General features: G+C 71.7%; 13 protein-coding genes, 2 pseudogenes and 1 riboswitch. Of the genes and pseudogenes, 7 read left to right on the forward strand and 8 right to left on the reverse strand.

The window, feature by feature from the left end; all coding sequences use genetic code 11:
* Positions 1-26 precede the first annotated feature (26 nt).
* A pseudogene (locus Q2K21_RS00670) lies at positions 27-725 on the forward strand (phosphatase PAP2 family protein); the annotation flags it as partial.
* Here the strand turns inward: Q2K21_RS00670 and Q2K21_RS00675 are convergent.
* The 4 genes and pseudogenes from Q2K21_RS00675 to Q2K21_RS00690 all read right to left on the reverse strand — a co-directional run bounded on the left by Q2K21_RS00675 (position 708) and on the right by Q2K21_RS00690 (position 3,313).
* Positions 708-1,388, reverse strand: a complete 681-nt coding sequence (locus Q2K21_RS00675) for a response regulator transcription factor (protein ID WP_310780513.1) — start codon at positions 1,386-1,388, stop codon at positions 708-710. The pseudogene Q2K21_RS00670 and the gene Q2K21_RS00675 overlap by 18 nt on opposite strands.
* Entirely contained in the window at positions 1,385-1,867 is a 483-nt protein-coding gene (locus Q2K21_RS00680; protein WP_310781402.1) for a hypothetical protein, read from the reverse strand. The genes Q2K21_RS00675 and Q2K21_RS00680 overlap by 4 nt, the downstream gene beginning before the upstream one ends.
* 391 nt (positions 1,868-2,258) lie before the next feature.
* Positions 2,259-2,801 (reverse strand): annotated as a pseudogene (locus Q2K21_RS00685) (histidine kinase); the annotation flags it as partial.
* Positions 2,802-2,920: 119 nt separating this feature from the next.
* Positions 2,921-3,313, reverse strand: a complete 393-nt coding sequence (locus Q2K21_RS00690; protein ID WP_310763081.1) for a winged helix-turn-helix transcriptional regulator — start codon at positions 3,311-3,313, stop codon at positions 2,921-2,923.
* Positions 3,314-3,439: 126 nt separating this feature from the next.
* Here Q2K21_RS00690 and Q2K21_RS00695 point away from each other — a divergent pair, with 126 nt between their 5' ends.
* The gene (locus Q2K21_RS00695) at positions 3,440-4,093 is read left to right on the forward strand and encodes an FMN-dependent NADH-azoreductase (protein WP_310763082.1); all 654 of its coding nucleotides are present in this window, start codon (positions 3,440-3,442) and stop codon (positions 4,091-4,093) included.
* Positions 4,094-4,492: 399 nt separating this feature from the next.
* On the opposite strand, the gene Q2K21_RS00700 is transcribed toward Q2K21_RS00695, so the two are convergent.
* Positions 4,493-5,065 (reverse strand): histidine phosphatase family protein, encoded by a 573-nt coding sequence (locus Q2K21_RS00700; RefSeq protein ID WP_310763083.1) that lies wholly within the window; start codon positions 5,063-5,065, stop codon positions 4,493-4,495.
* Between the two features lie 93 nt (positions 5,066-5,158).
* Positions 5,159-5,313, forward strand: a riboswitch (cobalamin riboswitch).
* A gap of 36 nt (positions 5,314-5,349) precedes the next feature.
* Between Q2K21_RS00700 and Q2K21_RS00705 the strand changes: the two genes are divergently transcribed.
* From Q2K21_RS00705 to Q2K21_RS00715, 3 genes are all read left to right on the forward strand, one after another.
* Positions 5,350-5,571, forward strand: a complete 222-nt coding sequence (locus tag Q2K21_RS00705; protein WP_310763084.1) for a CbtB domain-containing protein — start codon at positions 5,350-5,352, stop codon at positions 5,569-5,571.
* A 25-nt stretch (positions 5,572-5,596) separates the two neighbouring features.
* The gene (locus tag Q2K21_RS00710; RefSeq protein WP_310763085.1) at positions 5,597-6,370 is read left to right on the forward strand and encodes a CbtA family protein; all 774 of its coding nucleotides are present in this window, start codon (positions 5,597-5,599) and stop codon (positions 6,368-6,370) included.
* A 173-nt stretch (positions 6,371-6,543) separates the two neighbouring features.
* On the forward strand, positions 6,544-7,392 hold the full coding sequence (locus Q2K21_RS00715) for a polysaccharide deacetylase family protein (protein ID WP_310763086.1): 849 nt from the start codon (positions 6,544-6,546) through the stop codon (positions 7,390-7,392).
* A 12-nt stretch (positions 7,393-7,404) separates the two neighbouring features.
* On the opposite strand, the gene Q2K21_RS00720 is transcribed toward Q2K21_RS00715, so the two are convergent.
* Positions 7,405-7,587 (reverse strand): hypothetical protein, encoded by a 183-nt coding sequence (locus Q2K21_RS00720; protein ID WP_310763087.1) that lies wholly within the window; start codon positions 7,585-7,587, stop codon positions 7,405-7,407.
* A 198-nt stretch (positions 7,588-7,785) separates the two neighbouring features.
* Between Q2K21_RS00720 and Q2K21_RS00725 the strand changes: the two genes are divergently transcribed.
* A complete protein-coding gene (locus Q2K21_RS00725) occupies positions 7,786-10,095 on the forward strand; it encodes a hypothetical protein (RefSeq protein ID WP_310763088.1) in 2,310 nt (769 codons plus the stop codon).
* A 618-nt stretch (positions 10,096-10,713) separates the two neighbouring features.
* Here Q2K21_RS00725 and Q2K21_RS00730 read toward each other — a convergent pair.
* Both Q2K21_RS00730 and Q2K21_RS00735 read right to left on the reverse strand, forming a co-directional pair.
* The gene (locus Q2K21_RS00730) at positions 10,714-11,535 is read right to left on the reverse strand and encodes a hypothetical protein (RefSeq protein WP_310763089.1); all 822 of its coding nucleotides are present in this window, start codon (positions 11,533-11,535) and stop codon (positions 10,714-10,716) included.
* A gap of 89 nt (positions 11,536-11,624) precedes the next feature.
* A complete protein-coding gene (locus Q2K21_RS00735) occupies positions 11,625-12,257 on the reverse strand; it encodes an RNA polymerase sigma factor (protein ID WP_310763090.1) in 633 nt (210 codons plus the stop codon).
* 674 nt (positions 12,258-12,931) lie between these two features.
* Between Q2K21_RS00735 and Q2K21_RS00740 the strand changes: the two genes are divergently transcribed.
* Entirely contained in the window at positions 12,932-13,426 is a 495-nt protein-coding gene (locus tag Q2K21_RS00740; RefSeq protein ID WP_310763091.1) for a DUF1877 family protein, read from the forward strand.
* The last annotated feature ends 86 nt before the right edge of the window (positions 13,427-13,512 follow it).

Below are 13,512 nucleotides of genomic sequence, written 5' to 3' on the forward strand. Positions count from 1 at the left end.
GGCCGTCGTTCCTAGCGTCGGGTCCCATGGAATCGAAGTCTCAGTACGGCGTCGGCCGTCGCGTTCTCGGGTCGCTGGTGGCGCTGGCCGCAGGAGGGGTTGTCCTGGTTCTGCTCTACCCGGGCGGGCTGGGCGAGGCCGGACCGGTGCGGGTGACGGGCGGTGCCTCCGTGGCGGTGTTCCGGGCGTTGAACGGTGCGGTGGCCGACGCGCCGTCGTGGGCGGGGGCACTGCTGGACGCCGTCGCCGACGTTCTGCTGGTCGTTCTCGGGCTGCTCCTGGTCCGGGCAGGGTGGACGGGCGTGCGCCGTCGCGATGCCCGATCCGTCGCCGGGGTGGTCCTGGCCGGCGCCGGCACCGTCCTCGCGTACGCGGCCAGTGAGGCGCTGAAGCTGGTGGTGGACGAGGAACGGCCCTGCCGTGCCGTGCCCGGGGTCGAGGTGGTGGCCGACTGTCCGGGAACCGGTGACTGGTCCTTCCCGAGCAACCATGCCGCGCTGGCCGCCGGTCTGGCCGTCGGCCTGGCTGTCCTGCGCCCTCGAACAGCCGTTGTCGCGTTGCCGACGGGGGCGGCGGTGGCGGTGGCGCGGGTGGCGGCAGGTGTCCACTACCCGCACGACGTGGTGGCCGGCGCGGCGCTCGGAGCCGCCGTCGTGACCGCGACGATGCTCATGGCGACCCCGTCCGCCACCGGGGCTGCCCTGGTGCTATTCGGCCGTTCTGGACGCCGGGACGATCCCGGCCTCGTGGGCGACGACGGCCGCGGCCGCGCGGTTGTCGACGCCGAGGCGGGTGAGGATGGAGCTGACGTGTGCCTTGACCGTCCCCTCCACCAGGTGCAGTCGGCGGGCGATCTGACCGTTCGTCAGTCCGGCACCGAGGAAGGCCAGCACTTGGCGTTCCCGGGGCGTGAGCGTCTCGACCCGGCAGCGGGCGGCGGCGTGTCGTTCGGCCCGCGCGCCGGCGCCTCCGGCCGCGAGATGGGCGATCACCCGGGCCGCGACCTTGGGTGACAGATAGGCCGCGCCGTCGGCCACGGCACGGACCCCGGCGATCAACTCCTCCGGCTCGCCGGACTTGATCAGAAAGCCCGCGGCTCCGTCGCCGAGTGCTCGCAGGATGTACTCGTCCTCGCCGAACGTCGTCAGCATGACGATGCCGGTGGTGGGGAGGGTCCGGCGGATCTCCGCTGCGGCGCGCAGGCCGTCCACGCGCGGCATCCGGATGTCCAGGACGGCGACGTCGGGGCGGTGGAGCCGCGCGAGTTCCACCGCTGCGTGACCGTCGGCGGCCTCGGCGACGACGGTGAGGTCGGGTGCGGTGGACAGCACCGCCCGCACACCCTTGCGGACCATGGGCTCGTCGTCGGCCACCAGGACCTGGATCACGGGGAGTTCACCTGCTTGGAGACCAGCCGGTTCGCGCGGAAGCACAGGCGGTAGGCGTCGCCGGAATCGTCGTCGAAGGGATTCGAGGTCATCGCGTAATACTCGCATCGCCTGCCGGGGGCGGCCGGTGAGTCGTCCGCCGGGCGGTGAGGCGTCTGCCGTGACGGGAGGACCGAGATCAGTTCCGCGCGGTCCTGTCCCACCTGGAGGCGGGCGTAGGCCTCGGGCGGCAGTACCGATTCCCGGACCAGGAGCAGGTCCCATCCCCGCAACCCCGCGCCGAGCAGGACGACGGCGGCCAGCGAAACCCAGACGGCGGCGCGGGCGGTGCGGCCCACGCGCTGCCGTGCGCGCCGGTGTTCCCGCGGCACCTCCTCCCGGTCGCGCGGTACGGCGGCGACCTGTGGCGGGGAGGCTTCGCGTGCATGGGGAATCCGGGCGGCGACCGCGAAGCCACCCTCGTACGGTCCGTACGTCATCGAGCCCCCGGTGAGCCGGACACGTTCGTGCAGCCCGATCAGCCCCCGCCCGCCGCCCGCCGCCCGGCGCGGCACCGGTGGCGGCGGGCGCGGGCCCGTTCTCCACGCGTACCTCGGTCTCATCGGCCGTGTGCCGGATCCGCACCGTCACCGCCGCGCCGTGCGCGTGTTTCGCCGCGTTGGTCAGTGACTCCTGCACAACCCTGTGGACGGCGCGCTCGGCCGCAGGGGACAGTACGCCGGGCTCGCCCTCGGTGTGCAGCGTGATCGGGAGTCCGGCCGCGGACGCGTCCTCGACCAGATTCTCGACACCGGCCGGATGGGGGGCCGCGTCGCCCTCCCGGAGGATGCCGATCACCTCACCGAGGCGGTCCACCGCGGCGGCGGCCCTCGCCCGGATGTCGCCGGTGGCCGCCCGCTGCTCTTCGGGAAGACCGGGCGCGAGCTTCAGCGCGCCCGCCGACAGGGCGATCAGACTGAGGTCGTGCCCGAGCTGGTCGTGCATGTCCCGCGCGATACGGGCCCGTTCCCACAGCCGGGCCTGCTCGGCGATCAGTTGCTGCTCGCGCTCCAGGTGTTCGGCGCGTTCCCATCCGGCCCGCACCAGGGCGCGGGACTGTCGCCAGAACCGGCCCGCGAACCACGGCACTACCGCCGCACCCACCAGCACCGACACGAAGCGATCGCCGAGCGTGATCCATGACGGGACCGCGCCCACCGCCACCACGCCCACCGCCGCCGCGCCCGACCACACGACAGCCGCCGTGCGAAGCCGCCCCGGTCGCCACCCCGCCGCACACGACAAGAAGACCGTTGCCGGGAGCCACCACAGGCTCACCACGCTCAGTCCCGCGGTGCCCGCCGCGGCCACGAGCAAGGGCAGCCCCGACCCGGGAATTTCCGTCCTGACCAGTCGCCTCACGACCCCGACCATAGGGAAGACCGAGAACCGCCGGACACTGCCGAAAGTCGCACCTTCACTGCTGCGGGGGATGCCCTGGCTGTGGCGGGAGTCCTGTACGGGAGGCCGGAGCCCTCGGAATGCCTGCTTGTTCAGCCGGTGGACGATGCGGCAGCCGCTTCGCCGGAACACGGCGGCAAGCCGCACTCTGCCGCCGCCGGAAGGTGCTGCTCCGCCCAGGCGGCCAGTTCCTTGAGGGCGGGCTCCAGCGCCGTACCGGCCTCGGTCAACCGGTACGAGACGCGGAGCGGTGGGCCCTCGTCCACCTCGCGCACGACGAGGTTCGCCGCGCCCAGCTCGGTCAGCCGGTCCGAGAGCATGCGCTCGCTGATGCCGGGGATGGCGCGGCGAAGGTCGGTGAAGTGCACCGGGTGCTCCATCAGCACCGCCACGATCAGGCCCGTCCAGCGCTTTCCGAGCAGTGCGAAGACGCGAGTGATGGGGCCGTCGACCGTCTTGCAGGGCTCTGCCCCCGATTCCGCCATGGCGCCAGTCTACTGCGACCCCCATCGTTGCTGAAAAAAAGTAAGTACCTGTGTTATCAATAGCTACGCACGAAATGGCAGGGCCTTCCTGTCGCCCCCTACACGCTTGCTTTCTGGAGACCGCTCATGGCAACGCTGCTGCACCTTGACTCCTCCCTGTGGCCCGAGTCCGCTTCCGCCTCCCGCGCGGTCACGGCCGCCTTCCGCAAGGCATGGGAGGAGCAGCACCCCGACGGCACGGTGATCTACCGGGACCTCGGCGCGGATCCGGTGCCGCACCTGGACGCCCTGACCGCGTCCGCCGGTTTCGCCGACCCCGCCGGGCACACCCCTGAGCAGGCGGCGGCCTTCGCCCCGCGGCTGGAGCTGGTCGAGGAGCTGGAGAGCGCCGACGCGGTGCTCATCGGCGCCCCGATGTACAACCTGACGATCCCGTCCGCGCTCAAGGCGTGGCTCGACCAGGTGATCCTCGTGGGGCGTACCGCACTCGTCGAGGAGTCACGGGTCAAGGGCACCCCCGTCTACATCGTGGCCAGCCGCGGCGGCGCCTACGGCCCCGGCACCCCGCGCGAGGGCTACGACTACGTCCAGAACTACCTGGAGGCGGTCCTCACCACGATGCTCGGCATGGAGGTCGACTTCATCGTCCCCGAGCTCACCATGGCGCACTCCAACCCGGCCATGGCGGAGCTGATCCCGCTCGCCGAGGCGTCCAAGGCCAAGGCCCACGAAGAGGCGCTCGGCAAGGGCAAGGCCGCCGCCCGCACCCTCGCCGCCTGACGATCCCCGCTGACGTGACGGGCTCGTCTTCGAGACGCCGGCACCGGCACGGGAATCGCCGGCACCGGCACGGGAACCGCCGGCACCGGCACGGGAACCGCCGGGCCCGGACCGAGAGAGCCGGGCCCGGCAGCGGGCGTCACGGGGCGAGGTCGCTGCCCGCAAAGTCCTTGCCGTCCCAGGCGGCTTCAGTGGACCGCGGGCCTCGGAGCCGGACACGGTACGCACGGTGGCGCCGGACGCCTTGTTCGACGTGACGGTGGAGCCGATGGCCGATGGCCGATGGCCGATGGCCGATGGCTGACGGCCGACGGTCGACGGCGCAGGCCTGGACGCCGGTCGGCACGAGGCGGACGCGCTGCTCGCGGTCGGCGTGGGCGTCGCCGCCCGCGCGTCGGCTCAGCCCCGACCGAGTGCCGCCCCCAGCACGAGGTTCCAGCGACCGGCCCGGCCGCTGAACTCGGTTGCTGTCAGCGGCGGTACGTCGATCCGCCAGAAGGCCGCTTCCGGCGCTCCGAGCACCCGTACCGTCACGGCTCGGACGATCTCCGGTTCGACGACGGCCACCGTCCGGCCCCCGAACTCCGCCGCCGCGTCGAGCCAGGCGCCGACCCGCTCGCACAGCCGGCGCACCGACTCCCCGCCGTGCGGCGAGGCCGTCGGATCCGTCAGCCACATGGCCACGGCTTCCGGCTCGTCGGCGCTGACGTCGCCGAGCGTACGGCCCCGCCAGCGGCCCATGTCGAGGCCCGCCAGAGCCGTTTCGGTGTCGGCGGCGAGGCCGAGCGCGGACGCCGTCTCACCACAGCGCACGGTGGGGGAGGCCAGCGCATGCCCGGCCGGCCGGAGCCCGCCCGCGGCCGACCGGGCGCGGGCCGCTCCGGCCGCGTCGAGCGAGCACCCGTCGTCGAAGCGGGCCTCCCTCAGCGCGGCGTTCGTCGCAGGTGAGATCAACGTCACCCGGCTCGTCATATGCCCACCCTCCTGCCCAACAAGCCGCCCGTCACAGCGAGTTCACAGCATGCGGCGCATCGTAGGCGCCCGCCCTGCCCCCGTGCGCCCTTGGCCGCACCTCCGCCTCGCGGTACCTTCTCGGCGATATCGACGACGGATCGCGGAAGCCGGTGGGATTCCGGCACGGTCGCGCCACTGTAAGCCCCTTCAGCACCTCGCCGGTGTGTGGAGGCAAGTCAGACCCGCGCCCGTCGTTCTGTGCACCACCGAGACGGGACGCGAGTTCCCCAGGAGGTCCTGCCATGGCGCAGTCCGTCGCTCAGCCGACCACCACCCCCACCACCGTGCCCGCCAAGTTGCCGATCGGCGCGATCGTCCCCTGGGCGGTCTTCTTCGGCATCCTGATGCTGGTCCTGCTCTACTTCGTCGGCGCCGAACAGGGCGCCACATCCGTGATGTCCGGCGAGAACGTCCACGAGTGGGTGCACGACGCCCGCCACCTGCTCGGCTTCCCCTGCCACTGACGGCGGTCAGGGAGCGTACGAGCCCATGAACTCGGCCACTGTCCGCAATCTCCTGGTGCGGGGCATGCTCGCGGGACTCGCCGCGGGTCTGCTCGCCCTCGTCGTCGCCTACCTACTCGGCGAGCCGCGCGTCGACGCGGCCATCGCCTACGAGGAGGCGCACTCCCACGAACACGGCATGGAAGTCGTCAGCCGCACGATGCAGTCCACCGGGGGCCTGGCCACCGGTGTCCTCGTCTACGGGGTCGCGTTCGGCGGCATCGCCGCCCTCGCGTACTGCTTCGCGCTCGGCCGCATCGGCCGCTTCGGGCCGCGCGCGAGCGCGCTGCTCCTCGCGGTGGCCGGCCTGATCGCCGTCTACGTCGTCCCGTTCCTCAAGTACCCCGCCAACCCTCCGTCCGTCGGCGACCCCGGCACCATCGGCAAGCGCACCACCCTGTACTTCCTGATGGTGCTGCTCAGCGTGCTGCTGGCCGTGGCCACGGTGATGCTCGGCAAGCGCCTCGCACCACGCTGGGGCAACTGGAACGCGACGGTGGCCGCAGGAGGGTTCTTCGTCCTGGCCGTCGGGCTGGCGTATGCGTTCCTGCCGGCCGTCGACGAAGTGCCGAAGGACTTCTCGGCCACTCTGCTCTGGCAGTTCCGCCTGGCCGCCCTGGCCATCCAGGCGACTCTGTGGACCTCCTTCGGGCTGGTCTTCGGGATCCTCGCGGAGAGGGTGCTGGTCCCGAAGGGGGCCGGGCGGAACACCGCGGAGGAGTCGGGCGTCGGTACCGGAGCCACGCCCGTCACCCGCTGAGAACACCGATCGAGCGAGGCCCCCGGTCACAGCTGACCGGGGGCCTTGTCCCGGTCAGCTGTGACCGGCGTTCGGCGCCCTCCGTCGTCCGGAGCGGAACCTCGGACATCCGTTCGCCATCAAGCAGGTCGGACAGGCTGCGGCGTAGTGCACGACTTGGGGTGGAACACACGGTGAACAGGCGGATCAGCGGGGCCGTGTTGGCCTGCCTCCTTCTCGCGACGGGCTGCACGGCCGAAACCTCGGCGGACTCCCCGGACTCCCGTCCCACCACGGCGCACCGCTCGGTACCGACCACCCGGCCTCCCCGTGGCGACGCGAGTGCGCGGGCGGGCGCCGAGGCCGCCTATCGCAAGTGGGGCCTCAAGCCGCTGGCCGCTCCGCCCGCCCCGCCCGCCACCAAGCCGGCGGGGGGCCCGGCGGCCGGGGGCCGGGTGCCGGTGATCAGCGAGATACCCACCAAGCAGAAGATCGTTTTTCTCACGTTCGACGACGGGGCCGAGAAGGACCCGAAGTTCGTGACGATGATGCGGGAGCTGAAGATCCCGTTCACGATGTTCCTGACGGACTCCGCCATCCGTACCGACTACGGCTACTTCAAGAAGCTCCAGCGACTCGGCGACGGCGTCCAGAACCACACGCTGACTCATCCGAACCTCCGCACCCTGGGCGCGGCCGCCCAGAAGCAGGAGATCTGCGGCCAGCAGAAGAAGCTGAAGGATCAGTACGGCACCACGCCACGGCTGTTCCGTCCGCCCTACGGCAACTGGAACGAGAACACCCGGGCCGCCGTGGCGGCCTGCGGTATCGAGACGATCGTCCTTTGGCGCGAGTCCATGCAGATCTCGAACATGCAGTACCAGCGCGGCGACAAGAAGCTCCACCCGGGCGACATCGTCCTGGCCCATTTCCGCGGGCCGTCCGAGCTCAAGGGCACGACGATGACCGAGATGACGGCGAACCTGCTGCGTCATATCCAGGAACAGGGCTTCACTGTCGCCCGCCTGGAGGACTACCTGTAGCCCCCCGGAGATTCAGCGGCCGCCTTGTCCCAGGGCCGGACGGCGGCTCGGGGCGGAAGCCGTGGCTGGGGCCATGGGGCCCGCCGCGCGCGGATGCCGGGCCAGGCGTTCCGGGTCGGCGTCGTCCCGAGCCGCCAGCTCGCGGGCGAGCGCGGCGTGCCGCAGTTGCCGGGAGGACGGGGCGGCTCGTGTCACGAGCCGTCCCGAATGCAGTCAACCAATGGTTCATTGCCGAACTGTTGTCCTATGTTGTTCGCGGCGGCACCGGGCGCGCGCGTCCCCGGTGGCGAGGTGCCGGACCACCGCGCAAAGCCTGACCCGCCGTAGGGGCCCGGCCTTCCCCGTGCTAGGTTGCGCCCCTTGATCGTGAAGGTTGTGTGTGGGGGGCCTTTCATGAAGCTGGCGCGATTCTCGGCGTCAACCGCCGCAGCACTGCTCCTGGGACTGACGACTGTCATCGGTCCTGGCGCGGCCGACTCGTACGCGGCGTCGGACGTGCCGCTGCCGATCGCGCACTTCGCCCACCTGGTCGTGGACGCTGCGCACGGACACCTGTTCATCAGCGGTGGCGCCGGCACCGACGGCATTCTCGTCACCGACCTCGACGGCGGGAACCCGACGACGATCAGTGGTGAGCCGGGCGCCACCGGTCTCGCCCTCTCCGACGACGGATCCGCGCTGTACGCGGCTCTCCCGGACCAGGACGCGATCGCGGCGATCAGCACGGACAACCTGACCGAGTCGGCTCGTTACGGCACGGGCGCGGACACCCGTCCGGACTCGCTGGCCGTCGCCGGGGGCACCCTCTGGTTCGGGTACGGCACGGCGGGCGCCGGCGGTATCGGGTCCGTCGACAGGGCCGGTACGGTCAGCTTGCGGCAGGATTCCGGCAGTTGGGCGGCGCGGCCCGTGCTGGCGACGACCCCGACGCCCTCCGGCGTACTCGCGGCCGCCGTGCAGACGGGCGACACCTCCGCCTTCGTCACGTACCGGGCCGAGGGCGGTGCGCTGACCCGGCAGGCCGCGAAGGCGCTGCCCGTCCCCGACCTGACCGACTTCGCGGTCACGGCGGACGGGCAGCATCTGGCGGTCTCGTCCTGGGAGCGCGCGAGCGACCATCGGTACCGCACCTCGGATCTGGAGGTGGACGGGCGATTCGCCATGCCGGTGGGCGCCAGTGCTGTCGCCGTGGCCCCGGACGGCACCGTGGCCGGCGGCGCGGGCCCCTACGGGTTCCAGGCATTTCCGGAAACGGGCGAGGGCCTCTACAGCGAGCAGGACTACGGCTATCCGCGCCCCCTGGCCGCCCACGGCCTCGCCTGGGCGCCCGACGGCAACCGGCTCTACGCCGTGAGCGTGGACGCCTCCGGGGGAACACCGATGCTCCGGACAGTTCGTGACCCGGAAACCGCGCCGGTCCGTCTCCACGGAAGCTCGACCACCACCCCGCTTGCCCCCGGTGAGGCCTATTCGTTCCGGGCGGGCTTCGATTCGTCCCTCAGCCTCAGTGCGGGGGAATCCATGATGCCGGGCACCGTACGGATCACGCGCTACGACGACGCCGATCCGGACGGCGTGATCATCCCGAACCCGACGAGCACCCCGGCGCACGGGTCGGCCGACTTCTTCGGCTCCTACTACGTCGCCGGCACCGCTCCCCTCACCGGCCCACTGAGCTTCCACGTCGACTACTCCGGAAGCGGCCACTACGCCCCGGCCGGCCAGACCTTCGACATCCCCGTCGCGAAGTACGCGCCCACCATGACGCTGACCGCTCCCTCCGCCGGCGACCGTGCCGCACCGATGACCGTCACGGGCCGTCTCACCTGGCCGCACGCACATGTGACGACCGGCGCGGTCCACGTCGTCAAGACGGACCTGGCGCACCCCTCCGGTTACTCGCTGGGCACCGTCGCCGTCGCCGCCGACGGCAGCTTCGCCCTCCACGACACCCCGCAGGTCGGCGGCGCCAACACGTACGCCTTCACCTACGACGGTGGCACGTCCTACCTCCCGGTCACGGCGTCGGCGAAGGTGCAGGTGTCCCGAACCACTCCGAGCCTGAGTGTGACCACCGACGCCAAGTCGTACCACTCCGGCGCGGCCGTCAAGGTCACCGCGCATCTCGGGACCACGTACAACTCCCGTCTCGTCACGCTGTACGCCCAGCCTGCGGGCACGTCGCGGACGCAGCTCAAGAGCGGCAAGGTCGACGCGCACGGGAACCTCGTCGCGTACTACAAGATCACCCGCAACACCGTCTTCAGCGCGGCCTTCGGGGGTGACCACCGCTACGCGCCGCGCACGGTGACCACCGGTGCGACGCTCACTCCGACGGTCCGGACGGATACGCAGTACCCGCTCTCGACCATCCGCATCGGATCCACCACCTACCAGGTCTTCTACAAGTCCGAAGTCGACATGGGCTTCTCCATCCAGGTCACTCCCCGTCAGCCCGGCGGCTGCACCTCGGTGTACCTGGAGCACTACTACTCGGGTGCCTGGCACAAGGTCACCTCGCAGAGTTGCGTGCCCCTGTACGGCAACGGCTGGTACGGCTACGACCGGGCTCTGAAGCTCTTCACGAACAACGACCACTACCGCGTCCGCGCCCACTACACGCCACCGGCCAAGGGAGCACAGACCGGCAGCGTGTGGAGCAAGTGGACCTACCTCACGGTCCGCCCCGGCAGCCCTTCCTGAGTCGGCGCGGAGCCGCGGGCCTGGCCCTGGCATCCTGTGTGGCTGTGCTGGCGGGGGCTCTGGTGCGTCTGCACCCATGGCGTTTGCCGCGGACTCCAGGGGGAGGTCGTCCGTCGACGACGGTGAGATCCGTTGGGAGGACGAGACCAAGTTCGACGATGCTCGGAAGTGGGCTGCGACCGCCTGGTACAACGACGACGCCAGCCGGGCCGCCAATCGAGCGACGTGCGCGGCGGCAGAGGACCCGACCCCGGACCCGTCCCCCACCAGCAGTTCCTGAGCACCACGGAGTTCAAGGACGGATGGAGGGCGGGCCGTCCGGCCGCCACGCGGTGAGCTGTCCGCCCTCAGCAGCGACACCGACCTCGTCAGCATCACGGTCGGCGGCAACGACGTTCAGTTCGCCAAGCTGGTCCAGGGCTGTCTCACGCAAAGTGACGCAAGCTCAACTCCGCCTGGCGCTGACCCCGGTCCCCGGGACGAAAACCGTCCCGGGCGGCCGCACCTGTCCCGCTCGACCCGCGGCCCCTTCGGCGACCGGTCGAACCGGCCGCAGACGGGTGGACGAGACGGCCACACCCCGAACGGCGAACGGCCCGGTGGCCGACGGGCGCAGGGCTACTTGTGTTTCCCGCTCCCCTTGCCGCCGCTTGCCTGGCCGTTTCCGGTCGCGTTGTCCGCGCTGCCGGGATCGTTCCCGGAAGTGCCGTTGCCGGAAGTGCCGTTGCCGGAGGTTCCGGTGTTTCCCGCCGTGCCCTTGCCGGCGTCGGCGGCGCCCTCGACGGGTTTGCCCGTGTCGCCCGGCCTGTTCGGCGCGGCTGTCGCCCGCGCCAGCTGCTCGGAGCAGTACGCGGCGACCTTGTCCGTCCCGCCCGCGGCCGCGACGAGCCGCTGCCAGGCCGTCGCGTCGAGCGCCTTGCCGCGGTTCTTGACCTGGTCGTAGGCGCGACAGCGGGCCTCGGTGTCCTGGGCGGTGGCCGAGCCGTCCGTCGGCCCGAGGCCCCCGGAGGGCTCCGACGAGGCCTCGCCGCCCCGCCGATCCGGGGCGGCCGCCGACGGGTGCGCGGTTCCCCGGTCGGCACCGTCCGCGGACGAGCCGACCGAGCCGATGGCCGCGACCGCGACGCCACCCAGGGCGAGGCTCGCGAACACCACGCCGAACGTCATTTTCACCGGCCGCCCGGCACGCCGCTCCGCGCGCAGCCGCCAGTCGTCCCGGCGCCGGGTACGTGCCCGGTGCACGCCCGCGTGGCGGGCGGCCCGGAAGGCGGCCACGGCCCGCTGCTCCGCCTCCGGGTCGAGATCGCCTCCACGTATGACGGCGGCCAGCACCGTCTCCAGTGCGGCGGTCTCACGCACGTTCCACGGGTCGGACACGGCGTCGCCAGGGTGCCCACGTCGACGGCCGGAAACTCCGTCGCCGCTCAGCTGTTCACCCATGTCCGCTTCCGCTCCTGTCCGACCTGTTCGTTTCATTCGGCGTACCGGGCCCTGGTGCCTGTCCGCCGGCCCCCTGCCGCCGTCGTCGTTCATTTCGACTCCCCCAGCGTCCGGGAGGCCTCATCCGTCACACCTTCGTCCGCCGCGCCTTCGACGCCCAGCCGGCGGGCGAGGCGTTTCAGGCCCCGGTGCGCGGCGGTGCGCACCGCGCCGGGACGCTTGCCGAGGACGCGCGCGGCGGCGGGGCCGTCGAGGCCGACGACGACGCGCAGCAGCACGGCCTCGGCCTGGTCCCGCGGCAGCTCGCGGACCAGTTCCAGGGCGCGCGCGGTGGAGAGGGACTCCAGGGCCTGGTCATGGGTGCTGTGCGAGCCGGGCAGGTCCAGTACGTCCTGTTCGAGCGCCCCTGACCGGGGCCGCACGCGTTGGCGACGCAGATGGTCCAGTGCCCGGTGCCGGGCAATGGCCGCCGTCCAGCCGCGGAAACCGGCCCCGTCTCCCTTGAACCGTCCGATGTCACGGGCGATCTCCAGCCAGGCGTCGGACGCCACGTCCTCCGCGTCGTCGCCGACAAAGCCGCGCAGATAGCCGAGCAGGCCCGGTTGCACGATCCGGTAGGCGATCGTGAAGGCGGTCTCGTCCCCGTCCTGGGCCCGCGCGACTGCCGCACCCAATTCCCCGTCGTACGCCTGTACGCGCCGGGGTTGTCGTCCGTGGCCCAAGACTGCCCTCGTTCGTACCGGTACCGGGTTCATGGTGAGTCCGTGCCGTCCGACACGCTCCAGTCGCATCGACGGCCCCATGGTGACCAGCGTCCGTCCTCACAGAAGTGTCACAACACACCAGGCGACCTTTACGTCGTCACCGGTGCCTCTACCGCGCGGCCGCCGGCGCGGCAGCTCCAACAGCCGTGCCGCGTCGGGGATATGCGCCTCCGCCGGACCGGGCGGCGCGGCAGGTCGACGCCCCGTGGATTGCGGTGCGCGGACGGTGGTGAGCGACCGGCGCCGTCCCGGCCGGGTGACGTTTCGCGCCGACCGCGCGCTGCATCAGTGCCGAGTCCGCGCCGGACAGGTCAAGGACACCCCCGGCCGGATGTCGGAACCCCGACCCACCACTCCCCGGACCTCTCTCCGTGCCCCTTTTGACTCCCCCCGTGAGGGGCACGGAGAGGGATGGGGCGGCCGGGACCCCGCCTACTGCACGGGGTTTCGGCCGCCCCCCACACGCCTCGCACCGACAGCGGACGGTCAGGCACGGATCATGGACCTCACCGGGGCCGCCGATCCTGGTTCGGGGGTTTTCCTCCGTCGCGTCGCGGCACAGCAAACAGGTCGTCGATCGTGGTCGACGCAGGGCGAGTGATGCTTCGGCGCCCCTGTGCGCTCCTTTGGCGATGAACACGTACTTCCATTTGCGAGCGGTGCCGCCCCCGGCGCTGCGCAACAGCGTGAACTGGCTTGAACGACTGTTCGAGGATGACTGGGAGGCCGTCCGGTACCGGGTCGGCCGGCACCGCGAGGAGGTGCTGGACAAGCGTTATCTGGACCAGGAGCGCCTCTATGCCGACGCTTCTTCGCACCCGGTCGAGGGCCGACCCCAGGCCCAGGTGGTGCTGGGTGGCCGGCCGGTGTACCACCCCGACCGGCACAAGCCGCCGTTCCTGGTGCTGACAGCGGCCCAGGCCCACCGGGTGGCCAGGTTCCTGATGCTGGCCGACTTCGACGCACTGTGGGCTTTCGCCCGCGACGGACTGCTGCCGCACTACGGTGGCGTGAGCGCGGAGCCCGAGACACGGGGCGCATTCGCTGCGGTGCACCGGGAGCTGACGGCGTTCTACGCACAGACGGCGGAGTACGGGGACGCGGTGGTGAAGTGGCTGCCGGCCTGAGGCATGCGAAGGTGCGGGCCGGGAATCCCCGGCCGGTGGACGCGCCGACAGACACGTCGCGTGTCCGCCCCGCCGAGGATCAGTGG

It is taken from the genome of Streptomyces sp. CGMCC 4.7035 (assembly GCF_031583065.1).
Lineage (GTDB): Bacteria > Actinomycetota > Actinomycetes > Streptomycetales > Streptomycetaceae > Streptomyces > Streptomyces yaanensis.